We start from the raw sequence: 22,778 nt of genomic DNA, 5'->3' as shown, positions 1-22,778 counted from the left end.
AGGGCTACGGAGACGCGGCGCTCAGGCCGCCAGCCTGCCCAGGCGCGGATCGTCGGCCTGGGTGCCGGCGGACACGGCGATCTGGTAGAGCGCGGCCACCAGGTCCGACTGGCTTACCAGCCCGACCAGGTCGCGCGACTCGTCCAGCACCGGCACGCAGTGCAGGCCGTCGGACATCGGGCGCGCGAGTTCGATGACGGGCAGGCCCGGCGTGGCGAAGGGCACTTCGCTGTGCATGCAGTCCGCGACCACCAGGTCCGGCACGCCGGTTGCGTCGGCGGCCACGCTGGCCAGCCGGTTGCGGCGCGCCAGCACGTCGCCCTGGGCGATCATGCCGGCATAGCGGCCGTTCTCGTCCAGCACCGGCAGGGCCTGCACGCGGTGCTTGTCGAACAGGCGCACGGCGTAATCCAGCGGATCGTGGGCGCGCACCGTGACCACGTCGCGCGACATGATGTCGGCGCAGCGCACGTCGCCGTAGCGGCGCACGCTGGCGCGCAGCTCGGCGGCCAGCACGATTTCCTCCAGGTCTTCCTTGCGGATGTCCAGCAGTTCGCCGCGCTGGTTCAGCGCCTCGTCCAGGTCGTGCAGGCTGAAGCCCAGCCGCGCGCTGGGCGCCGGATCGCGGGTGCTGTGGGCGCCGGCCGCGTCGACGTGGCGGCGCGGGTAGTTGCGCTTGAGCGCGCCGTTGAAGACCACGGCGATGCACAGCAGGATGAGGGAATTCAGGGCCACCGGCCACAGCGCGAAGCCGTAGCCCAGCTTGGCCACGGGCGGGCCGCCCAGCACCGCGGTCAGCGCCACCGCGCCGCTGGGCGGATGCAGGCAGCGCAGCGAGAACATGGCGCCGATGGACAGGGCCACGGCGGCCGCGGCCGCCAGGCCGGGCAGGGGAATGAACTGGGCGCAGAACACGCCGATCAGCGCGGCGATGAGATTGCCGGCCATCAGCGACCAGGGCTGGGCCAGCGGGCTGGCGGGGGCGGCGAAGAGCAGCACGGCGGACGCGCCCATCGGCGCGATGAACCAGGGGCTGGCCGATCCCAGCGCATGCCGGCCCACCCATTCCGTGCAGAACAGGCCCAGCAGCGCGCCCACCGCGCCAAACAGCTTTTCGCGCCCATTGACGCCCACCGGCGCTGGCGCGAACGCTCCCAGCCAGCGCATGAAACCCACACCCACTGCTTTCTCCAAGCGACTCCGATTATGTCGCGGGGCGATAATTTATCACGCAGGGCGTTGCGGTGCAGCATAAGCTTATGCCGCGCGGAGCAGGACCGCGATTCAGGCCTGGTCCGGCTCTTCGCCGATGCGCGCGAGCAGGCGGGTCAGCAGCGGCCGCATGGCGCGCAGCTCTTCCAGATGGGCGGCGGAAAGGTCTTCCAGCAGGCGTTCGGCCTTGGCCGTGAGCACGACCTCGACGCGGCGGCCGTCCTGCGGGTCCGGTTCGCGGCTGACCAGGTCGAGCCGCGCCAGCCGCCCCACCAGTTCGGCGGCGGTATGCGGCCGGATCAGCAGGCGTTCGGCGATTTCGCCCACATACAGGCCGCGGCGGCCCGGGGCGGCCGAACGCGCGCCCTTGATGGCCAGCAGGGCCTGGTGCTGCTGCGGCATCAGGTCCAGCCGGGCGGCGGCGCCTTCGCTGAAGACCGAGAAGCGGCGCAGCGCGTAGCGGAAGTCGGACAGCAGTTCGTAGTCTGCCGCGGACAGCGTGGCGGGGGGCGGGGGGGCAGATTGATTCACATGTTAGATTCTAATATATATCGTGATACGATATATTGATTTTCCGCAAATTCACGCGGATCTCTTTTCCCTTTTTCCAACATGCCCGCCAATTCCGCTTCCGCCCGGGCCGCGCTGCGCCTGGGCGATTTCACCACCGACAGACGCGTCGTACTGCTGATGGGCCTGGCCATTCCGGTCGGCCTGGCCAGCGTGGCCGCCGCATGGGTGCTGCTGCGCCTGATCGCGCTGTGCACCAACCTGGCCTACCACGGCCTGTTTTCCTTCGCCGACCTGCCGATCACGGACGGGCGGCTGGGGCCGGCCTCGGTCGCGATTCCGGTCGCCGGTTGCCTGATCATCGGCCTGATGGCGCGCTACGGCTCGGAGAAGATACGCGGCCACGGCATACCGGAGGCGATGGAGGCCATTCTGATCGGCAAGAGCCGCATCCAGCCCAAGGTGGCGGTGCTGAAGCCGGTGTCCTCGGCCGTGTCCATCGGCACGGGCGGGCCGTTCGGGGCCGAAGGCCCCATCATCATGACGGGCGGCGCGATCGGATCGCTGCTGGCCCAGACCATTCACCTGGACGACGGCGAGCGCAAGACGCTGCTGGTGGCCGGCGCGGCCGCCGGCATGACGGCGATTTTCTCCACGCCGCTGGCGGCGGTGCTGCTGGCGGTGGAATTGCTGCTTTTCGAATGGAAGCCGCGCAGCTTCCTGCCCGTGGCGGTGGCCGCGCTGGTCGCCGCGGCCACGCGCGCCTATCTGCTCGACGCGGGGCCGATCTTCGCCTACGCCGGCACGCTGCCGTTCACGCCTGCGCATCTGGCCGCCTGCGCGGCGGTCGGCGTGCTGGCCGGGCTGGGTTCGGGCGTGCTGACCTCGATGGTCTATGCCGCCGAAGACCTGTTCGAAAAACTGCCGCTGCACTGGATGTGGTGGCCGGCCCTGGGCGGGCTGGCGATCGGCATCGGCGGTCTGATCGACCCGGCCGCGCTGGGCGTGGGCTACGACAATATCCGCCACCTGCTCGCCGGCGACCTGGCCCTGCAGGCCGTGTTGCTGCTGCTGGTGGTCAAGGTGCTGATCTGGTCGATCGCGCTGGGGTCGGGCACCTCGGGCGGGGTGCTGGCCCCGCTGCTGATCTTCGGCGGCGCGCTGGGCGCGCTGGCCACGCCGCTGCTGCCGCAGGCCGACGCCGGCTTCTGGGCGCTGCTGGGCATGGCCGCGATGATGGGCGGCACCATGCGCGCGCCGCTGACGGCCACGCTGTTCGCGGTGGAACTGACCGGCGACGTGGGCGCGCTGCTGCCGGTGCTGGCGGCCTGCGTGTTCGCCTACGGGGTCACGGTGCTGCTGCTCAAGCGCTCCATCCTGACCGAGAAAATCGCGCGCCGCGGCCACCACATCAGCCGCGAATACCGCGTCGATCCCTTCGACCTGCTGCGCGTGCGCGACGTGATGACTTCGCCGGTGCAGACCCTGCCGCAGGACTGGACCGTGGCGCAGGCGATCGAGCATTTCACGACCGCTCAGCCGGTGCATACCAGCTATCCGGTGCTGGACGCCGACGGGCAGGTGGTGGGCGAGGTGACCCGCGCCGACACCCTGGCCTGGGCGCTGGACGGCGGGCTGCATGCGCAGACCCTGGGCGCGGCCTTGCAGGGCCGCGAGCTGGTCTATGGCTATCCCGAGGAACTGGCCAGCCAGATCGCCGACCGCATGGCCTTGTCGGGCGCGGGCCGGGTGCCCATCCTGGACCGCGCCAGCGGCCGGCTGGTCGGCATCGTGGGCCGCAAGGACCTGTTCCGCTCGCGCGCGCGCCGGCTGCGCGAGGAAAGCCGGCGCACGGCGTACTTCCGCCGGCCGCCCCCCGCCGGCGCCTGAGGCGGGCGTTGCGCTAACGCACCGCGCGCAATTCCCATAACACGTCCAGCACGTGCCGGGTGGCCTGTTCCACGCTTCCGGCACGGTGCGCGATGCCCAGCGGACGCCACAGCGCGGGCCGCAGCGGGCGCATCGCGATGCGCGGATCGGGCTGTGGCGCGGTGGCTTCGTGCGGCAGCAGCGTGGCGCCGTAGCCGGCCGCCACCAGGCTTTTGATCGCGTCGTTGTAGTTGAGCTGGATGCGCGGGCGCGGGTGCAGGCCGGCGGCGGCGAACCATTCGGTGGTCTGGCGCGAGAGCCGCGTGCTGGCGTCATTCAGGATGAGCGGCCGCTCGGCCAGCCAGGCCGGCGCGATGCGGGCCGGCGCGCGCCAGCCGGCCGGCAGGAAGGCCATGATCGGGTCGCGCCGCCACGGCCGCAGCACCAGGCCGTCCAGCGGCGGCTGGGGCAGGGCCACCAGCCCCACGTCCAGCGTGCCGTCGGCCAGGCGCTGCAGGGTTTCCTGCGAAGTCAGCACCGCGACCTGCACGTCGATGCCGGGGTGGTTGCGTCCCAGCGATTCCAGCGCCTGCGGCAGCAGATGGGCGATGGCGCCGGTGGAGGCGCCCAGCCGCACGCGCCCGGCCAGCCCCTGCACCTGGCGTTGCACGTCGTCGAGCGCCTGGTCGGCTTCGGCCAGCAGGCGGCGGGCGCGTTCCAGCAGGGTTTCGCCGATGGCGGTGGGCCGGACCTGGCCGCGCTTGCGGGTCAGCAGCGGCGCGCCGATGCGCGCCTCCAGGTCGGCCACGTGCAGGCTGACGGTGGGCGGGGCCAGGTACAGGGCGCGGGCCGCCTGCGCAAAGGAGCCCAGGTCGGCGATGGCGACCAGGGTGCGAAGCCGGTCCAGGCTGATGGCGCGCATGATGGTGAAGTTTCCGTCGTTCAGTAAAGCTGAATCAGACGATCATGATATTCGACTTTTGTTATCCAGCCTCGCGGCCGATGATAGAGCCTTATTCCGCCATCCTCTCCTGCTACGGGAAACCCGCGACATGACCCAACCTCTAGTTTTCATCGACGGCGACCAGGGCACCACCGGCCTGCAGATCCACGAGCGCCTGCACGGACGCGCCGACCTGCGGCTGCTGACCCTGCGCGAGGCCGAACGCAAGAATCCGCAGCGCCGCGCCGAGGCGATCAACGCCTGCGACGTCGCCATTCTGTGCCTGCCCGACGAGCCGGCGCGCCAGGCCGTGGCGGCGATCGCCAACCCGGCGGTGCGGGTCATCGACGCCAGCTCGGCGCATCGCACCGACGCCGGCTGGGTCTACGGTTTCCCGGAAATGAACGCCGAGCAGGCCGGCCTGATCGCCCAGGCGCGGCGCGTGAGCAATCCGGGCTGCTATCCCACCGGCGCCATCGCGCTGCTGGGGCCGCTGGTGCGCGCCGGCCTGGTGCCGGCCGACTATCCCGTGGCCGTGCACGCGGTGTCGGGCTATTCGGGCGGCGGACGCGCCAGCGTGCAGGCCTACGAAGATCCGGACGGACCGCGGGGCCCGGCGTTCCAGCTCTATGGCCTGGGCCTGGCGCACAAGCACACGCCGGAAATCCAGCGGCACGCCGGCCTGACGCAGCGGCCCGTGTTCGTGCCGGCCTACGGCGCGTTCCGCCAGGGCATCGTGCTGACCGTGCCGCTGCAGCTGCGGCTGCTGGCGCCGGGCGTGGACGCCGCGCGGCTGCACGATTGCCTGCAGGGCCATTACGCGCAAGCGGCCCACGTGCAGGTGGTGGCGCCCGAAGAAGCCGCCGGCCATACCCACCTGGACCCGCAGGCCTTGAACGGCACCAACGACCTGCGCCTGGCGGTCTACGGCAACGCGCAGCACGGCCAGGTCCTGCTGACCGCGGTGTTCGACAACCTGGGCAAGGGCGCCTCGGGCGCGGCGGTGCAGAACCTGGACCTGATGCTGGCGGCGATGCGCTAGTTCGGCGCCCCGATCGCGTCCAGGCGCTGCGCCAGCGCCGCCAGTTCAGGCCGCATGCTGCAGCGGGGCCGGCGCCTGGGCGATGCGGCGCGTGATCTCGGCGGCCGCGCCGCACACCAGTCCGGCCAGATAGTCTTCGCGGAACGCCGCGAAGGCGGGCTGCGACCCGATCAGCGTGATGCTGCCCAGCACGTGGTTTTCTTCATCGAAGATCGGCGCGGCGATGCCGGTCTTGCCGGAATCCAGCTCTCCCGAGCTGATGCAGTAGCCGGCCTTGCGCACTTGCAGCATGAGGCGCGAAAAGGCCTTCCAGTCGCGCGCCAGGCGCTGCATGTCCGGCGCATCCGCATGTTCGTCGTAGACGCGGCGCAGGGGCCGCGGGCCGAGATTGGCCAGGATCACGCGCGCCGTCGCGCTGCGCAGCAGCGGCATGTAGCGCCCGCGGCCGAAGTTCAGGGCCTGGGTGTTGCGGCCGGCCTGCTGGTGCACGTTGATGACCTTGTCGTCGTAGCGCTCGCTGAGCAGCACGTCCAGCCCGGTCTGGGCGGACATTTCCTCGATCAGGTCGCGGCTCAGCGTGAGCATGGGGTCGTACTCCCGCATCTGCAGGTCCAGCGCGATGATGCGCGGGCCCAGCGCATAGCCGGCGGGCAGGCGCACCAGCAGCCCGCAGGCGCATAGCTCGCGGACATAGCGGTAGGCGGTGGCCGGCGCGTAGCCGCGCAGCCGGCAGATGGCTTCCACATCCAGGACCGGCCGTTCGGGCTGAAAAAGATCCAGGACATCGAGCATGCGGCGAAGACTGTTCATGGGTGTAAGCGGTGATGGGAAAGACTTGCGGTGAGGGTGCACCAAGGGACGCGGATTGGCAAATCGGCCTCGCGCGGCCCGCGCACGCGTGCTTATAGGCCAACATCGATTGTTCATCAAATAGATAATCTTAATGGGTTGAGTCGCATCAAACGGCCAAAAAGAATTGCAGAATTATCAAATTACGATAAAGTGGCAATCAAAGGAGGCTGAAATGATGACTGGAGCTAAAGCCCTGTTGGAGGCCCTGCGCGAGCAGGGCGTGGAACTGTGTTTCGCCAACCCCGGCACGACCGAGCTGGATCTGGTGCGCGCGCTGGAGGAGGTGCCGGGCATGCGCTGCGTGATCGGCCTTCAGGAAAACGTGTGCACCGGCGCGGCCGACGGCTACGGCCGCCTGGCCGGCAAGCCCGCCGCCACGTTGCTGCACCTGGGGCCGGGATTCGCCAACGGCATCGCCAACCTGCACAACGCGCGCCGCGCCCGCACGCCCATCGTCAACGTCATCGGCGACCACGCCAGCTGGCACCTGGACTGCGACGCGCCGCTCACCTCGGACATCGAGTCGCTGGCGCGCCCGGTCTCGGGCTGGGTGCGGCGCATCGCCTCGGCGCAGGACGCCGCCCGCGACGCCGGCGAGGCGGTCGCGGCCAGCCTGGCCCGCGGCGGCCAGGGCGCGACGCTGATCTTTCCGGCCGACTTCCAGGCCGAGAACCTGGACGGCCAGGCCGCGCCGGCTCCGGCCGCGGCCGTTGCGGACCGGGCGGACGACGATTTCGACGCCGCCGCCGTCTGGCGCCGCCTGAGCGCGGCGCGGCGTCCGCTGTTCCTGCTGGGCGGGGGCGGGCCGGACAGCGGCCTGGGCCGCCGCGCGCAGATCGCCGCGGCGCGGCTTTGCGCCGCACTGGGCGGCTCGGCCTACGCCGAGACGTTTCCGGCCCGCTCCGAGCGCGGCCGGGGGCTGCCGGATTTCGACCGCCTGCCTTATTTTCCCGAACCCGCCCGGGCGGCGCTGGACGCGGCCGACCTGGTGGTGCTGGCCGGCGCGCTGCCGCCGGTGACGTACTTCGGCTACCCCGGCCACCCGAGCCGGCTGGTGCCGCCCGAGCGGCTGCTGACGCTGGCCGCGCCGGGCGGCGACGCCGCCTCGCGCCTGGAGGCGCTGGCCGAGCTGGCGGGCGCGCCCGCGTTCGAGCCGGCCGACGCCTTGCTGCCGCAGCCCGCCGCCGGCGCGCTCACGCCGCAATCCATCGCGGCGGTGGTGGCGCGCGCGCTGCCCGAGCAGGCCATCGTGTCGGTGGAGGGCGGCACCTGCGGCTATCCCCTGTACGCGGCCTCGGCCGGCGCGGCCCCGCACACGGTGCTGACCAATACCGGCGGCGCGATCGGACAGGGCCTGCCGGTCGCCATGGGCGCGGCCATCGCCTGCCCGGACCGCCGCGTGGTGGCGCTGCTGTCCGACGGCAGCACGCAATACACGATCCAGGCGCTGTGGTCGCTGGCGCGCGAAAACCTGCCGGTCACGGTGCTGATCGCCGCCAATCACCAGTACGCCATCCTGCGCAACGAACTGCGCCGCGGCGGCGCGGCGCTGGGCGAGCGCGCCGCCGCAATGACCGCGCTGGACGCCCCCCGCATCGACTGGGTGGGGCTGGCCGCCAGCTACGGCGTGCCGGCAAGCCGCGCCGCGACTTCCGAAGCCCTGGCCGAACAACTGGAACAGGCGCTGCGGCGTCCGGGTCCCGCCCTGATCGAGATGGCGCTGTAGGCGCCGCTCCCTCTCTCTATCTATACACAAGGAGCAAGACGCGATGGATTTGCAACTCAAGGGGAAAGTCGCCGTGGTCACGGGCGGCAGCCTGGGCATCGGACGGGCGGTGAGCGAAGCGCTGGCGGCCGAAGGGGTGCGGGTGGCCATCGTGGCCCGCCGCCAGGCGCAGCTGGACGAAGTTGCCGCCGAGATCACCCGCGCCAGCGGCGTGGAGGTGCGGGGCTTCGCCGCCGACGTGTCCGACACCGCCCAGGTCGACGCGATGATGCAGCAGGTGGCCGCCCATTTCGGCCGCATCGACATCCTGGTCAACGGCGCCGCGCATCCGGGCGGGCTGGTGCGCAGCGAGATCGACGAGGCCGATCCCGAAGGCCTGCTGGAAGACATCAACATCAAGGTCGTGGGCTACATGCGCTGCGCCAAGGCCGCCGCGCCCCACATGCGCCGCGGCGGCTACGGCCGCATCGTCAACATCGGCGGGCTGACCGGGCGCGGCAGCAAGCAGCTCTCCGGCATGCGCAACGTCGCCATCTGCCACCTGACCAAGACGCTGTCGGACCAGCTCGGCCCGGACGGCATCACTGTCAACGTAATCCATCCGGGCGTGGTCGAGACCCCGCACATCCATGAGCTGTACGCAAAGGAAGCCGCCAAACAGGGGCTGACCGCCGCGCAGGTGGAGGCCAACTACGCGAAGGCCACGCCCATACGCCGCGTGCTGCAGCCGGCCGAGATCGCCGACGCCGTGCTGTTCCTGGCCTCGCCGCGCGCCGGCGCGATCACCGGCGAGTCGCTGGGCGTGGACGGCGGCATCACGCGCGGCATTTTTCTTTGACCGGCAAGCGCCGGATAGGAGTCTGGATATGCAAGGCACGATACTGGTCGGCACGGCCGGCCAAGGAATATTGCGCAGCGTGGACGACGGCGCCACCTGGCACCGCCTGGGCCTGAAGGAAGCCATCGAGTTCGACGGTACGGTGCGCAGCCTGGCCGTGGACCCGGCCGACCCGCGCCGCGTGTTCGCCGGCGCCGACGCCGGCCTGTGCATCAGCACCGACGGCGGCGCGCATTTCGCCCGGGTGGACTCGCCCATGAACGGCATGACGGTCTGGGCCATCGCGATCGATCCGTCCGACCCCCGGCGCATGTACGCCGGCACCGGCGCGCCCTCGCGCGCCGCCATGTTCCGTTCGGTCGACGGCGGCGCCAGCTGGCAGCGTCTGTCGCCCGAGCTGCCCGAGTTCTGCCGCGGCGTGAATCGTCCGCGCATTCTTTCCGTCTGCGTGGACCCGGACGACGGCCGCGAAGTCTGGTTCGGCGTCGAGGAGGGCGGGCTATGGCGCAGCCGCGACGGCGGCGACACCTGGCAGCGCGTGGACCAGGAGGACGGCGCCATCGCCAACCCCGACATCCATTGCGTGGCCATCCTGCCGGCCACGGCCGCCGCGCCCAAGACCGCGATGGTGCTGAGCGTGAACTCGGTCTACCTGAGCGAGGACGACGGCGGGCATTGGGAGGGCGCGGCCTCCAAGTCGCGCTTCGACGGCATGTATTACACCCGCACGGTGCAGGCCCTGCCGGGCGCGCCCGATACGCTGCTGCTGGCCATCGGCGACGGCACGCCGGGCACGCGCAGCCGCATCTACCTGTCGGACGACCGCGGCCGCAACTGGCGGCCGGCCCTGCTGCACACGGCGCCCAACTCCACCTTCTGGGCCTTCGGCGTGCATGCCGCCGACCCCGGGCTGGCGTTCGCCGGCACCAAGTACGGCCACCTGTTCCGCTCCACCGACGGCGGGCGCAGCTGGTTCAAGGAGTGGCGCGACTTCAGCGAGATCACGGCGGTGGCCTGGACGCCGCACGTCGCGCCGGTCACGGCGCATCCCCAGTCCATCAACTGAACGCACGGAGACCGCCATGTCCAACTCCGCCCTCGCGCCGGCCGAGCGCCGCCCGCGCATCGCGCGCACCCACCTGGCCCTGTTCGTGCGGGACCCGTTCGCCTCGGCGTCCTGGTACGAATCCGTGCTGGGCATGCAGGAGACCGCGCGCGGCGAGCAATGGGTGTTCCTGTCCTTCGGCCGCAAGCACCACGATATCGCGCTGATCAAGGCGCCGCAGGAAGAGGGCGGCGCCGCGCCGGCGCGCGGCCCCATCAACATGCAGCACTACGGCCTGGAGATCGAGGGCGACGTCGACGAGCTGCGCCGGCTCTACGGCATGTTGCTGGCCAAGGGCGTGGACGTGGTGAAGATCACCGACCACAAGGTGGGCTACGGCGTGTACTTCACCGACCCGGACGGCCACCGCTTCGAATTCTTCTGCGAGACCGTGCACGGCGACGAGGCGGGCAAGCGCGTGCTGCACGAGCACAACGCCCCCAGCGTCCCCATGACGCTCGATCCGCTCTAAGCGCCACCCATTCCGATTCCCAATTCACTGGAGCATCCATGAACACCCCCAACTTCGGCCCTTACCGCATCCGCAAGTGGTATCTGCAAGTCGAGGACACGCTGGCCACCGAGACCGGCGAGCCGGCCGACGGCGCGCCGCTGCGCAAGATCGTCATCGCCGCCGTGCTGCACAACCCGTACGCGGGACGCTTCGAGCGCGACCTGTCGGCCTACGTCGAGCCCTCGGGCATGCTGGGCGAGGAGTTCGGCCGCCGCATCATCGAGGCGGCCGGCGGCCAGCCGCTGGAAAGCTACGGCAAGGCCTGCGTCGTGGGCGCCGATGGCGAATACGAGCACGGCAATGCGCTGCTGACCACGGTGTTCGCCGAGCCGGTGCGCGCGGCCCTGGGCGGCGGCAAGGCCTGGGTGCCCTCGACCGGCAAGCGCGGCGGCCCCGGCGCCGTGGTCGACATTCCGCTGGCGCACAAGGACGCGCTCTATGTGCGTTCGCACTACGACACCGTGACCGCGCTGTTCGCCGACGCGCCCAACCGCGACGAAGTGCTGATCGCCTTCGCGTTCGCGACCCGCGGCCGCCTGCACGCGCGCCTGGGCGGCCTGGCGGCCAGCGAGATCGCGGGCCAGGACGGCCTTTGCTGAAAGGGGCGCAGCCATGCAACGCCGCGACTCCGACATCGCCGTCAACGGCCTGAGCCTGCGCCTGACCGAATGGGGGCCGCGGGACGGCCGCCCGCTGTTCATGCTGCACGGCATCCGCGGCTATGCCGAAACCTTCGCCGGCATCGCCCGGGCGCTGCAGCCGGAGTTCCGCGTGCTGGCCTATGACCAGCGCGGCCGCGGCGCCAGCGACTGGGACCCGGCGCGCAACTATTACACCGACGCCTACGTGGCGGACCTGGCCGGCGTTGCCGACGCGCTGGGCCTGGAGCGCTTCGACCTGCTGGGCCACTCGATGGGCGGCATCGCCGCGATCGTGTTCGCGGCGACCTATCCGCGGCGCGTGCGCCGCCTGGTGATCGAGGACGCGGGCCCGGCGGCGTACGAAGGCAGCGCGGGCGCGGCCCGCATCCAGCGCGAACTGCGCGAGACGCCCGAATCCTTCGCCGACATCGGCGCGGCGCGCGAGTACCTGCGGGCGCTGCGTCCCAGCGTGCCGGAGGCCGCGCGCGAGGAACGGCTGCGGCACATGCTCAAGCCGGACGGGGCGGGCGGCTGGACCTGGCGCCACGACCATGCCGGCATCGCGGCGACCCGGCTCGATCCCGATCCGGCGCGCGTGGTGGACCTGTGGCCGCCGGTCGCGGCGCTGGCCTGTCCGACCCTGGTGCTGCGGGGCGGGCGGTCCGACTACCTGCAGGCGGCCACCGCCCGCGACATGGCGGCGCGCAACCCGAACGTGGCCTGGACCGAGATCGCCGGGGCCGGCCACTACATCCACGACGATCAGCCGGACGCCTTCGCGCAGGCGGTGGGCGAATTCCTGCGGCGCGCCTGAGCAGGGCGCGCGCGCATACGACAAGAAACCAAGGGAGAGCCGACATGGCGCATATCGAAGAAGTGCCGGTGCTGGTGGTGGGCGCCGGGCCGGTGGGCGTGACGCTGGCCAATCTGCTGGGCAGCTACGGCGTGGCCACGCGGGTGCTGGAGCGCAACGCCGACGTGCTGGACTATCCGCGCGCCGTCGGCCTGGACGACGAGGCCATGCGCACCTTCCAGAGCGCCGGCCTGGCCGACGAGATGCTGCGCGACATGATCCAGAACGTGCCCATGCGCATGTACACGCGGACCAAGCGCTGCTTCGCCGAAATCCTGCCGGCCACGCGCGAATTCGGCTGGTACCGCCGCAACCTGTTCTCGCAGCCGCTGGGCGAACGCACCCTGCGCGCGGGCCTGCGGCGCTTTCCGCACGTGGCCCTGGAACTGGGCACGGAACTGCTGGCGCTGGACCAGGACGCCCACGGCGTCACGGCGCGGGTGCGCGGGGCCGACGGCGCCGAGCGCGAGATCCGCGCGCAATATCTGCTGGCCGCCGACGGCGGGCGCAGCACGGTGCGCGAGCGCCTGCTGAAGCTGCCGTTCGACGGCAACACCCATCCGCGCAAGTGGGTGGTCATCGAGTGCGACCAGGACCCGCTGGACGCGCCCTATACGGCGCTGCATTGCGAGCCGCGCCGTCCCTACGTCTGCCTGCGCCTGCCGTATGGCCTGCGGCGCTGGGAATTCATGCTGTTCCCGGGCGAGGACAGCGAACAGATCCTGCAGCCCGAAAAAGTGCAGGAGCTGCTGCGCCATCACGTGGCCGATCCGAGCCGGCTCAACGTCATCCGCGCGCGGGTCTACACCCACAATTCGCGGGTGGCGCGCAGCTTCGTCAACGGCCGGGTCTGCCTGGCGGGCGACGCCGCCCACCTCACGCCGCCGTGGATCGGCCAGGGCCTGAACGCCGGCCTGCGCGACGCGTTCAACCTGGCCTGGAAGGTGGCCTGGATCGTGCAGGGCCGGCTCGATCCGGCCGCGCTGCAGAGCTACCACGACGAACGCCACGCCCACGCCCGCGCCATGATTTCGCTGGCCGACATGTTCGGCGCCATGCTGTCGCAGACCAACCCGGCGCTGGCCGCGCTGCGCGACGCCTTTTTCATGTCGATCCGCAAGATCCCGCGCATCCGGGACTACGTGCTGCAGATGAAGTTCAAGCCCATGCCGCGCTACAGCCGCGGCGTGGTGGGCGACAGCGCCGACCGCGTCCAGCGCGAATGCATCGGCCGCATGTTCATCCAGCCGCTGGTCGAGACCGAGGACGGGGCCACCAGCCGCATGGACGAGGCGCTGGGCGCCGGCTTCGCCCTGCTGGGCTGGCGCTGGGACCCGCGCGCGGCGCTGACGCCGGCGCTGCGCGCGCAGCTCGACAGGCTGGGGTGCCGCTACGTGGCCGCGCAGCGCGCCCGCAGCGGCTGCGCGCCGGACGCGGCCCAGGCCGGGCCGCTGCCGGTGCTGCAGGACACCGAGAACGCGCTGCATTTCTGGTTCCAGCGCACCGGCGCCGACTGGGTGCTGCTGCGGCCGGACCGCTATGTCGCGGCGCTCGGACGGCGCGAGGATGCCGCCGCGCTGCTGGGCCAGTTCGCCGCCCGCTTCGTGCCGGGCGGCGCGCCCGCGCCCGCCGAGCCGGCGCAGGCCGCCGGCCTGGCCTGCGCCGCGGCGGCGGCGCTGAACGGAGCGCAGCCATGAGCGCCGGCGCACGCACGGTCCGCAACGTGCTCTTCATCATGTGCGACCAGCTGCGCGCCGATCATCTGTCCTGCTATGGCGGGGCCGGCGCGCTGCGCACGCCGAACATCGACCGGCTGGCGGGCATGGGCGTGCAGTACGACCGGGCCTACGTCACCTCGGCCGTCTGCGGCCCGTCGCGCGCTTCGTACTACACCGGCCGCTATCCGCTGTCGCACCGGGTCACCTGGAACCGCGTGCCGCATCCGGTGGACGAGTGGTGCCTGGGCGAGTACCTGGCCCAGTCCGGCCGCGCGCTGCACCTGCTGGGCAAGACCCATTTCGTGCCCGACCGCGCCGGGCTGCGCGCCAAGGGCTATGCGGCCGAGGACGAACAGCGCTTCCTGCAGGGCGGATTCGTGCCGCTGGAGCGCTACGACGGCCACTTCGAACTGGCCGAGAACAGCGCGTACCGCCGCTACCTGCGCGAGCGCGGCTACGACAGCGAACGGCCCTGGGAAGACTACGTCATCGGCAGCCTCGGCCCGGACGGCGCCCCGGCCAGCGGCTGGCTGATGCGCAACGCGCCGCTGCCGGCGCGGGTGGACGCGGCCGATTCCGAAACCGCCTACCTGACCGACCGCGCGCTGCAGTTCATGCAGGAGCAGGGCGACGCGCCGTGGGCGCTGCACCTGTCCTACATCAAGCCGCATTGGCCGTACAAGGCGCCGGCCCCGTACCACGCGCTGTACGGGCCGGAAGACTGCCCGCCGCCGGTGCGCTCGCAGGCCGAGCGCGAACGGCCCCATCCGGTGCATGGCGCCTACCAGCGCCTGGAAGAATCCGTATCGTTCGCGCGCGACGAGGTCTGGCGCGGAGTGCGTCCGGTCTACATGGGGCTGGTCAAGCAGATCGACGACCAGATCGGCCGGGTGCTGGACTTCCTGGAGCGCAGCGGCAGGCTGCGCGACACGCTGATCCTGTTCACCTCGGATCACGGCGACCACCTGGGCGACCACTGGCTGGGCGAGAAGGAATACTTTTTCGAGAGCGCCATGCGCGTGCCTTGCCTGGTCTACGACCCCACGGCGCAGGCCGACGCCAGCCGCGGGCGGCGCAGCGACGCCTTCGTCGAGTGCATCGATATCGTGCCCACGGTGCTGGACGCGCTGGGCCTGCCGCCCGAGCGTCACCGCATCGAGGGCCGCTCGCTGCTGCCGGACATCCGCGGCGGACAGCCCGAGGCGCCGGCCCGCGAGTACGTGGTGGGCAGCCTGGACTACGCCTACCGCGAGGCGCGCCTGTTCCTGGGACGCGGCACGCGCGAGTGCACCGGCCTGATGGTGCGCGACGAACGCTACAAGTACCTGCACTGGCAGGGCTATCCGGCCCAGCTGTTCGACCTGCGCGACGACCCGGGCGAACTGCGCGACCTGGGCGCCGACCCGGGCATGGCGCCGGTCGTCGCCCGCATGAGGGCGGCGCTGCTGGACTGGCACGAAGGCCTGAAACGCCGGGCCAGCGAGACCGACGCCGAGGTCTGTGCGCGCACGCACGCGCACGAACGGATGATGGGCATACTGATCGGCCGCTGGTGAAGCGCGCCGGTCTGATCTAGGGTTTCTACACAAGGGGAAGTGCCATGGGATCGCCGTATCGCTGTTGTTTGCAAGCTGTATTGTGGGCCTCGCTCGCATTGACGTCCGCCGGGCCGGCCGCGGCCCAGGGCTGGCCGTCGGACACCGTCAAAATCGTGGTGCCGTATCCGCCGGGCACCGAGCCGGACGTGCTGGCGCGCGACCTGGGCAACCGGCTCTTCAAGCAGAGCGGCCAGACCGTGATCGTGGAGAACCGGCCCGGCGCCAACGCCATCATCGGCAGCGACTACGTCGCCCGCGCCGCGGCCGACGGCAACACGCTGCTGATGATCGACCGGCTGGCGCTGGAGACCAATCCTTTCCTGTACGCCAAGGTGCCGTACCGCTGGCAGGAGGACTTCAAGCCGGTCACCGACCTGGGGCAGGTGCAGCTGTACGTGGCGGTCAGCGACGCCTTTCCGGCCAAGAGCTACCGCGAATTCATCGACTACGCCCGCGCCAACCCGCAGCGCATCAACGTGGGCACCGGCGGGCAGGGCCACGTGAACCACCTGGGCATGGCCATGCTGGCGCGCGCCGAAGGCGTGCAGTTCACCTACGTGCCGTTCAAGGGCGTGGCGCCGGCGATGACGGCGGTCATGGCCGGCGACGTGGACAGCGTGATGGCCGGCGGCCTGGCGGTGGCCGAGCAGTACAAGGCCGGCAAGATCCGCGTGCTGGTGGCGGGCTCGCCGCAACGGGCCGCCATGATGCCGGACGTGCCGACGCTGGAGGAGGCCGGCGGCAAGCCCGGCAGCATTCCGTCGACGGTGTTCTCGCTGTTCGTCCCCGGCAAGACGCCGGACGCCCTGGTGGCGCGGATCAACCTGGCCGTGACCGCGGTCACGGCCGAGCCGGATTTCCGCAAGACCTACGAGGCGCGCGGCCTGCAGGTGCTGGGCTCCACCCCGCAGGCGACCCTGGAAGCCATGAAGGCGGAAGCCGCCCGCTACCAGGCCCTGATCGAGGCCGCCGGCATCCGCAAGGACTGAAACGGCGGGCCTGCGGGCGCGCGGCGCGCAAGAGGATAAAATACCGGCTCGCGGCTTTAACCGGCCCCCGGTTTTCTCCATTCCTGCGCCCCGCGCGCCCATAAGCATGAAAAAACTGACTGCACTGCTTCTCGTGTCCGCCACCGCGATGCTCACCGCCTGCGGCCCCGGCGACAATACGCCCAAGGCCGACGCGCAGGCGCCCGCCGCCGCCAAGAAGGTCGTCGTCGGCCTGGACGACAACTTCCCGCCCATGGGCTTTCGGGATGCGAACAACCAGATCGTCGGTTTCGACATCGACATGGCCAAGGAAGCCAGCAAGCGCCTGGGCATGGAAGTCGAGTTCAAGCCGATCGACTGGAGCGCCAAGGAAGCCGAGCTCAACGGCAAGCGCGTCGACGTGCTGTGGAACGGCCTGACCATCACCGAGGAGCGCAAGAAGAACATCAGCTTCACCTCCCCGTACATGGCCAACCACCAGATCATCATCGTGGGCAACGCCTCGCCGGTGAAGCTCAAGGCCGACCTGGCCGGCAAGGTCGTCGGCGCCCAGGACGGCAGCAGCGCCACGGACGCCATCGCCAAGGACCCGGTCGCCGCGCAGATCAAGGAAGTCAAGAAGTTCGGCGATAACGTCACGGCCCTGATGGACCTGGCCGCCGGCCGCCTCGACGCCATCGTCGTCGACGAAGTGGTGGGCCGCTACCTCATCAGCAAGCGCGCCGGCGAATACCGCGTGCTGGACGAGAACTTCGGCACCGAAGACTACGGCGTCGGCGTGCGCAAGGACGACACCGAACTGCTGGCCAAGCTGAACCAGACGCTGGACTCGATGAAGCAGGACGGCACCGCCGGCCGCATCGCCACCCAGTGGTTCGGCGCCAACATCATCAAGTAAGCGGCCTGGGGCGCCTGCGGCCAGCCGGCCCGGGCGTCCCGCCGAGTTTTCCGCAGCCCGCCGCAGCGCCGTCGCGCGCCAGGCGGGCTTGCTCATGAATCCCTGTTGCCCTGGCGGCGCGAACCCACTGCATGGACTACGTACTCTCCCTATTGGGGCCATTGGCGGAAGGCGCGAAAGTGACCTTGACGCTGTTCTTCATCACGCTGGCGCTGGCCGTGCCCCTGGGGCTGGTGCTGGCGCTGGCGCGGATATCCAAATGGAAGCTGCTTAGCCGCCTGGTCAACGGCTACATCTGGCTCATGCGCGGCACCCCGCTGATGCTGCAGATGCTGTTCATCTATTTCGCGCTGCCGTTCGTGCCCGTGGTGGGCGTGCGCCTGCCGGACTTTCCCGCCGCGGTCGTGGCCTTCGCGCTCAACTACGCCGCCTATTTCGCCGAGATCTTCCGCGCCGGCATCCTGTCGGTGGACCGCGGCCAGTACGAGGGCAGCAAGGTGCTGGGCATGACCTACCTGCAGACCCTGCGCCGCATCGTGCTGCCGCAGATGGTGCAGCGGGTGCTGCCGCCCATGAGCAACGAGACCATCACGCTGGTCAAGGACACCTCGCTCATCTACGTGCTGGCGCTCAACGACATCCTGCGCACCGCGCGCGGCATCGTGCAGCGCGACTTCACGACCTCGCCGTTCCTGGTCGCCGCCGCCTTCTATCTCATCATGACGCTGGTCCTGACTTGGTTCTTCCAGCATATGGAAAAGCGCTATGCCAAATACGACCAGTAATCCGACGTCCGGACGCCCCGTCATGATCGAGGCGCGCGACATCGTCAAATCCTTCGGTCCGCACCGCGTGCTGGACCGCGTATCCCTGACCCTGGGCCAGGGCGAAGTGGTGGCGGTGATCGGCCCGTCCGGTTCGGGCAAGAGCACCTTCCTGCGCTGCCTGAACCACCTGGAAACCATAGACGAAGGCAGCATCGAGATCGAGGGCGAGTCCATGGCCCGCGCGGTCGAAGGCGGACGCAGCCAGTATGCCGGCGACGCCGACGTGCGCCGCATCTGCCGCAAGATGGGCATGGTGTTCCAGTCGTTCAACCTGTTCCCGCACATGACCGTGCTGCAGAACGTGATCGAGGCGCCCATCACCGTCAAGGGCATGGCGCGCGCCGACATCGTGCCCAAGGCCGAGGCGCTGCTGCGCAAGGTCGGCCTGCTGAACAAGCGCGACAACTATCCGGGGCGGCTGTCCGGCGGCCAGAAGCAGCGCGTGGCCATCGCCCGCGCGCTGGCGATGGAGCCGGACATCATGCTGTTCGACGAGCCCACTTCGGCGCTGGACCCGGAACTCACCGGCGAGGTGCTGCGCACCATGAAGCAGCTGGCCGACGAACGCATGACCATGCTGGTCGTCACCCACGAAATGGGTTTCGCGCGCGAAGTCGCGCACCGCGTGATCTTCATGGACGAAGGCCGCATCATCGAAGAAGCGCCCTCGGCCGAATTCTTCAGCGCCCCGCGCCAGGCCCGCAGCCGCGAATTCCTCGCGCACATGCTGTAGGCCCCGTGCCGCTTCAGCCCCGGCCGGCGCGCCGGGGCACGATCATGGGGCTGCCGGTCTCCGGGTCCGGCGCCACCCGGCACTCCAGGTCGAAGACCTGCCGTATCGAATCTTCCGTCACCACGCTGCGCACCTCGCCGTGCGCCGCCACGCGTCCGGCCCGCATCATGACGACCCGGTCGGCGTAGCGGAACGCCAGGTTCAGGTCGTGCAGCACCGCCACCAGCGTGCGCCCGTCGCGGTGCAGCCGCGCGCACAGCTCCAGCAGATCGATCTGGTGGCGGATGTCCAGGTAGGTCGTGGGCTCGTCCAGCAGCATGATGCCGGCGTCCTGCGCCAGCACCAGCGCCAGCCATGCACGCTGGCGCTGTCCGCCGGACAGCGTATGCACGGGGTGGTCGGCCAGCTCCGCCAGGTCGGTGTCGGCCAGCGCCGCGTCCACCGCGCGGGCGTCATCCGCCGACCATTGCCGCAGCAGGCTCTGGTGCGGGTAGCGGCCGCGCGCCACCAGATCGCGCACGCTGATCATTTCCGGCGCGATGGGGTTCTGCGGCAGGTAGGCCAGTCGCCGGGCCACCGGCTTGCGCCGCAGCGCCGCCAGATCGGCGCCGTCCAGCAGCGCCTGCCCGCGGGTGGGCGCCAACGCGCCGCCCAGCACCCGCAGCAGCGTGGATTTGCCGCAACCGTTCGGGCCCACCACCGCGGTGAAGGCGCCGGCTGCGATCGTCAGCGACAGCGACTCCAGCACCTGCCGTTCACCATAGGCCAGGCTGACCCGGCGTAGTTCGAGCGCGGGCGCGCCGGGGTTGCGGTCGAGGGGATCAGGGTTCATGCGGAAGTCTTGCGCCATTCGAGCACCAGCAGAAAAGCCAGATAAACGCCGCCGATGCCGGCGGTCAGCACGCCCACCGGCAGGCCGCCGGGACCGGCGGCGCGGGCCAGCAGGTCGGCCCCCGCCAGCAGCACGGCGCCGGTCAGGGCGGACAGCAGCGGCTGCGGTCCGCTGGCGCGGACGCAGCGGCGGGCGATCTGCGGCGCGGCCAGCGCGATGAAGGCCACCGGCCCGGCCACCGTGACCGCCGCGGCTGCGGCCAGCACCGCCACCAGCGTGGCCGCCAGCCGGCTGCGGTCGGGCCGCGCGCCCAGCGCCTGGGCCAGGTCGTCGCCCATTTCCAGCAGGCGCAGCCGGGCGCACAGCGCCAGCGCCGGCGGCAGCAGCGCGGCGCAGGCCGCGCCGATCAGCGCGACGTCGCCCCAGGTCTTGCCGGCCAGGCTACCGTTGAGCCAGGCGGCCGCCACATAGGCCTGCTCGCGCCGCAGGCTGGACAGGCCGAACTGCACGAAGGCGAAGGCCAGCGCGCCCACGGCGATGCCGGCGATGACCATACGCCTCGGCGCGGCGAAGCCGGCGCCGGAGCCGAACCAGACGCCCAGCGTGGCCGCCAGCGCGCCGGCCGCCGCGCCCCAGGCCACCGGCATCACGCCGGGCCAGATCATGGTCGCCGCCACGGCGCCGGCGGCCGCGCCGGCCGTCAGCCCGATCACGTCGGGGCTGCCCAGCGGGTTGCGGGTCAGGCTCTGGAACAGCGCGCCGGACAGGCCCAGCGCCGCGCCCGCGCCCAGCGCCGCCAGCGCGCGCGGCAGCCTGACCGCGTGCAACAGCCATTGCTCCACGCTGCTGCCGCCGCCTTGCAGCGTGCGCCACAAGGCATCCCAGGACAGCAAGGGATCGCCCGCGCGCAGCGACGCCGCCAGCAGCACGCCGGCCAGAATCAGCAGCAGTACGCCGTAGCCCAGCGCGCGCGGCGCCACCGGCAGGGCCAGCCAATCGCCGGCGCGCAGCACGGCCGCCGGCCGCGTCATGCCGGCTCCCGCCCGCCGCGGCGCAGCGCCGTCAGCAGAAAGGGCGCGCCGATGAACGCCACCACCACGCCGGTCAGCAACTCAGCCGGTGCGCGCAGCAGCCGCGCCAGAATGTCGGCGACCAGCATCAGCAGCGGACCCAGCACGACGCAATAAGCCAGCAGCCAGCGCAGGTCGGAACCGGCCTGGCGGCGCGCGATGTGCGGCACAGCCAGGCCGACGAAGGCGATGGGGCCGGCCGCCGCCGTGGCCGCGGCCGCCAGCACGGCCACGCACAGCAGGCCCAGCGCGCGGTACAGGCCGGCGCGCAGCCCCAGCGCCTGCGCCAGCGCCCGGCCCAGCGCCAGCAGATTCAGCGGCCGGGCCAGCGCCGCGGCCAGCAGCAGGCCGGCGCCGATATAGGGCGCGGCGCGCAGCGCGGTGTCCAGGCCCTGTCCGGCCAGCGAGCCCACGGCCCAGAAGCGGTAGGAATCGAAAAGATCGTCGCGCAGCAGCGCCACGGCCTGCACGTAGGCGAACAGCACGGCGTTGACGGCGGCGCCTGCCAGGATCAGCCGCTCGGGCTGCAGGCCCCGGCCGCCCGCGCCGATCAGATAGACCACGGCGGCGGCGCCCAGCGCGCCGGGCAGGGCGGCCCAGAACGGATGCGGCGGCAGCCCGCCCAGGAGCAGCGCCACGCTGACGATGGAAGCGGCGGCACCCGCATTCACGCCCAGCAGGCCAGGCTCGGCCAGCGGGTTGCGGGTCAGCGCCTGGATCAGGGCGCCGGCTACGGCCAGCGCCGCGCCGGTCAGTAGGGCCAGCAGGGTCCGCGGCACCCGGGACGCAACCACCAGCGCGGCGTGGCTGTCATCGGGCCGCGTCAGCGCCTGCCAGACGGCGCCCGCCGACAGCCCGCGCGAGCCCAGCCACAGGCTGGCCAGCGCGGCCGCGGCCAGCAGCATACAGGCCGCGATCAGCAGCGCCGCGCGGCGCCAATGCGTAGCGGCTGCCGTCACGGGCGGCCCTCGTCGTGTTCGGCCCGGCGCGCGGCCTGCGCCAGTTGCGGGGCCAGCCGGTCCAGCATCCAGGACACCGCCAGCGGCGTGCCGGAAGACGACGCCATCACCAGCGCCGGGTCGCTCAGCGCCACGTAGGCGCCGCGGCGCACCGCCGGAATGGCGGCGTACAGCGGCAGCGCCTCGGTGCGCTCACGCTCCTGGGGCGTGTAGAACCAGCTCACCAGAATGTCGGCGTCGGCCAGCGCGTCGGCGTTCTCCAGCCCCAGGTAATGCGCGAAATGCCCGGCGCTGGCGCGCATGTCGCGCACCGACGGGGCCAGCGCCAGCCCCATGGCCCCCAGCGTGTCCACCCGCGGATCGCCGGCGACGTAGACGGTGAAGTTGCCGGTTCCCAGATCGGCGCGCACATAGGCGAAGGTCTTGCCGGCCAGCTCGGGATAGCGCCGCCCGGCCTGCGCCAGCGTCTCGTGGATGCGAGCCTTCAAGGGGGCGGCGGCGTCCGGCTTGCCCAGGGCCGCCGCGATCAGGTCGATCTGCGTGTCCACCGGCGTCAGAAAGGGCTGATCCGGGTAGGCCACCACCGGCACCATCCTGGACAGCTGCGCATAGCCTGCGGGGCTCACGCCGGAAAACGGCGCCAGCACCACGTCCGGGCGCAGCGCGATGATCTTTTCGATGTCCAGTTCGGGATAGACGGTGATGCGTTCGGGCAGCGGCTCGCCGCGGGCCTCGATGGCGGCGCGCACCCAGGGCCAGTAGTGATCGACGTCCCCGCCCCAGTCGGCCCGGCCCACGCCCACCGGCACCACGCCGAGCGCCAGCGCCAGGTCGTCGGCGCCCAGCCCGAGGGTGACGACGCGCCTGGGCGGGGCGGGGATCACCGCCTGGCCCAGCGCGCTGTCCAGCGTAACGGGAAAGCCGGCTGCGGCGGTTGCGGCATCGGCCGCGGAAGCGGCGGGCGTCTGCGGCGCGCGCTCGCAGGCGGCCAAGCCAAGCACCAGGGCCAGCGCCGCGATAGCCAGAGTCAAGAAACGCATCGTGCTGGC

At 71.3% G+C, this 22,778-nt stretch carries 22 protein-coding genes; 14 read left to right on the top strand and 8 right to left on the bottom strand.

Features of this window, described 5'->3' with window-relative positions:
- Positions 1 to 21: 21 nt before the first annotated feature.
- Both A6B37_RS06060 and A6B37_RS06055 read right to left on the bottom strand, forming a co-directional pair.
- Positions 22 to 1,182, bottom strand: coding sequence for an HPP family protein (locus A6B37_RS06060; protein WP_246842385.1), 1,161 nt, complete (start codon positions 1,180 to 1,182; stop codon positions 22 to 24).
- 102 nt (positions 1,183 to 1,284) lie between these two features.
- The gene (locus A6B37_RS06055) at positions 1,285 to 1,743 is read right to left on the bottom strand and encodes a MarR family transcriptional regulator (protein ID WP_246842384.1); all 459 of its coding nucleotides are present in this window, start codon (positions 1,741 to 1,743) and stop codon (positions 1,285 to 1,287) included.
- Between the two features lie 81 nt (positions 1,744 to 1,824).
- Between A6B37_RS06055 and A6B37_RS06050 the strand changes: the two genes are divergently transcribed.
- A complete protein-coding gene (locus A6B37_RS06050; RefSeq protein ID WP_111825213.1) occupies positions 1,825 to 3,612 on the top strand; it encodes a chloride channel protein in 1,788 nt (595 codons plus the stop codon).
- Positions 3,613 to 3,625: 13 nt separating this feature from the next.
- Here the strand turns inward: A6B37_RS06050 and A6B37_RS06045 are convergent, their stop codons facing one another.
- Positions 3,626 to 4,513, bottom strand: coding sequence for a LysR family transcriptional regulator (locus A6B37_RS06045; RefSeq protein WP_111825212.1), 888 nt, complete (start codon positions 4,511 to 4,513; stop codon positions 3,626 to 3,628).
- 130 nt (positions 4,514 to 4,643) lie between these two features.
- Here A6B37_RS06045 and argC point away from each other — a divergent pair, with 130 nt between their 5' ends.
- Positions 4,644 to 5,576, top strand: a complete 933-nt coding sequence (gene argC, locus A6B37_RS06040) for an N-acetyl-gamma-glutamyl-phosphate reductase (RefSeq protein ID WP_111825211.1) — start codon at positions 4,644 to 4,646, stop codon at positions 5,574 to 5,576.
- Between the two features lie 45 nt (positions 5,577 to 5,621).
- On the opposite strand, the gene A6B37_RS06035 is transcribed toward argC, so the two are convergent.
- Entirely contained in the window at positions 5,622 to 6,386 is a 765-nt protein-coding gene (locus A6B37_RS06035; RefSeq protein WP_168202121.1) for an IclR family transcriptional regulator, read from the bottom strand.
- A gap of 217 nt (positions 6,387 to 6,603) precedes the next feature.
- On the opposite strand from A6B37_RS06035, the gene A6B37_RS06030 reads away from it, so the two are divergent.
- The 12 genes from A6B37_RS06030 to A6B37_RS05975 all read left to right on the top strand — a co-directional run bounded on the left by A6B37_RS06030 (position 6,604) and on the right by A6B37_RS05975 (position 18,868).
- Positions 6,604 to 8,154 carry an acetolactate synthase large subunit gene (locus A6B37_RS06030; protein ID WP_111825556.1) on the top strand — a complete coding sequence of 517 codons (1,551 nt, stop codon included), beginning with the start codon at positions 6,604 to 6,606 and terminating at the stop codon, positions 8,152 to 8,154.
- 43 nt (positions 8,155 to 8,197) lie between these two features.
- The gene (locus A6B37_RS06025; RefSeq protein WP_111825210.1) at positions 8,198 to 8,992 is read left to right on the top strand and encodes an SDR family oxidoreductase; all 795 of its coding nucleotides are present in this window, start codon (positions 8,198 to 8,200) and stop codon (positions 8,990 to 8,992) included.
- Positions 8,993 to 9,020: 28 nt separating this feature from the next.
- Positions 9,021 to 10,058, top strand: a complete 1,038-nt coding sequence (locus tag A6B37_RS06020) for a glycosyl hydrolase (RefSeq protein ID WP_111825209.1) — start codon at positions 9,021 to 9,023, stop codon at positions 10,056 to 10,058.
- Between the two features lie 16 nt (positions 10,059 to 10,074).
- A complete protein-coding gene (locus A6B37_RS06015) occupies positions 10,075 to 10,569 on the top strand; it encodes a VOC family protein (protein ID WP_102771074.1) in 495 nt (164 codons plus the stop codon).
- A 38-nt stretch (positions 10,570 to 10,607) separates the two neighbouring features.
- Entirely contained in the window at positions 10,608 to 11,210 is a 603-nt protein-coding gene (locus tag A6B37_RS06010) for an amino acid synthesis family protein (protein ID WP_111825208.1), read from the top strand.
- A 13-nt stretch (positions 11,211 to 11,223) separates the two neighbouring features.
- Positions 11,224 to 12,066, top strand: coding sequence for an alpha/beta hydrolase (locus A6B37_RS06005; protein WP_111825207.1), 843 nt, complete (start codon positions 11,224 to 11,226; stop codon positions 12,064 to 12,066).
- 44 nt (positions 12,067 to 12,110) lie between these two features.
- Complete coding sequence (locus tag A6B37_RS06000) at positions 12,111 to 13,802, top strand: bifunctional 3-(3-hydroxy-phenyl)propionate/3-hydroxycinnamic acid hydroxylase (RefSeq protein WP_246842383.1); 1,692 nt, start codon at positions 12,111 to 12,113, stop codon at positions 13,800 to 13,802.
- Positions 13,799 to 15,379 (top strand): sulfatase-like hydrolase/transferase, encoded by a 1,581-nt coding sequence (locus A6B37_RS05995; RefSeq protein WP_111825206.1) that lies wholly within the window; start codon positions 13,799 to 13,801, stop codon positions 15,377 to 15,379. Before A6B37_RS06000 ends, A6B37_RS05995 begins: the two co-directional genes overlap by 4 nt.
- A 68-nt stretch (positions 15,380 to 15,447) precedes the next feature.
- The gene (locus tag A6B37_RS05990; protein WP_246842382.1) at positions 15,448 to 16,410 is read left to right on the top strand and encodes a tripartite tricarboxylate transporter substrate-binding protein; all 963 of its coding nucleotides are present in this window, start codon (positions 15,448 to 15,450) and stop codon (positions 16,408 to 16,410) included.
- A gap of 106 nt (positions 16,411 to 16,516) precedes the next feature.
- Positions 16,517 to 17,308: an amino acid ABC transporter substrate-binding protein gene (locus A6B37_RS05985; RefSeq protein WP_102771079.1), complete on the top strand. Its 792-nt coding sequence runs from the start codon at positions 16,517 to 16,519 to the stop codon at positions 17,306 to 17,308.
- A gap of 131 nt (positions 17,309 to 17,439) precedes the next feature.
- Positions 17,440 to 18,093 carry an amino acid ABC transporter permease gene (locus A6B37_RS05980; RefSeq protein WP_102771080.1) on the top strand — a complete coding sequence of 218 codons (654 nt, stop codon included), beginning with the start codon at positions 17,440 to 17,442 and terminating at the stop codon, positions 18,091 to 18,093.
- 22 nt (positions 18,094 to 18,115) lie between these two features.
- Complete coding sequence (locus A6B37_RS05975) at positions 18,116 to 18,868, top strand: amino acid ABC transporter ATP-binding protein (RefSeq protein WP_111825204.1); 753 nt, start codon at positions 18,116 to 18,118, stop codon at positions 18,866 to 18,868.
- Between the two features lie 13 nt (positions 18,869 to 18,881).
- On the opposite strand, the gene A6B37_RS05970 is transcribed toward A6B37_RS05975, so the two are convergent.
- From A6B37_RS05970 to A6B37_RS05955, 4 genes are read right to left on the bottom strand one after another with little or no spacing between them, the layout of a single operon-like run.
- Positions 18,882 to 19,700 (bottom strand): ABC transporter ATP-binding protein, encoded by an 819-nt coding sequence (locus A6B37_RS05970; RefSeq protein ID WP_246842381.1) that lies wholly within the window; start codon positions 19,698 to 19,700, stop codon positions 18,882 to 18,884.
- Positions 19,697 to 20,731, bottom strand: coding sequence for an iron chelate uptake ABC transporter family permease subunit (locus tag A6B37_RS05965; protein ID WP_111825202.1), 1,035 nt, complete (start codon positions 20,729 to 20,731; stop codon positions 19,697 to 19,699). The genes A6B37_RS05970 and A6B37_RS05965 overlap by 4 nt, the downstream gene beginning before the upstream one ends.
- Complete coding sequence (locus A6B37_RS05960) at positions 20,728 to 21,729, bottom strand: iron ABC transporter permease (RefSeq protein WP_246842380.1); 1,002 nt, start codon at positions 21,727 to 21,729, stop codon at positions 20,728 to 20,730. The genes A6B37_RS05965 and A6B37_RS05960 overlap by 4 nt, the downstream gene beginning before the upstream one ends.
- The gene (locus A6B37_RS05955; protein WP_111825555.1) at positions 21,726 to 22,769 is read right to left on the bottom strand and encodes an ABC transporter substrate-binding protein; all 1,044 of its coding nucleotides are present in this window, start codon (positions 22,767 to 22,769) and stop codon (positions 21,726 to 21,728) included. Before A6B37_RS05955 ends, A6B37_RS05960 begins: the two co-directional genes overlap by 4 nt.
- Positions 22,770 to 22,778 lie beyond the last annotated feature (9 nt).

It is taken from the genome of Achromobacter sp. HZ01, assembly GCF_003267925.1.
Taxonomy (GTDB): domain Bacteria; phylum Pseudomonadota; class Gammaproteobacteria; order Burkholderiales; family Burkholderiaceae_B; genus Achromobacter; species Achromobacter pulmonis_A.
Note: the sequence above shows the minus strand (reverse complement) of the source record. Positions and strands in the feature narration are given on the sequence as shown.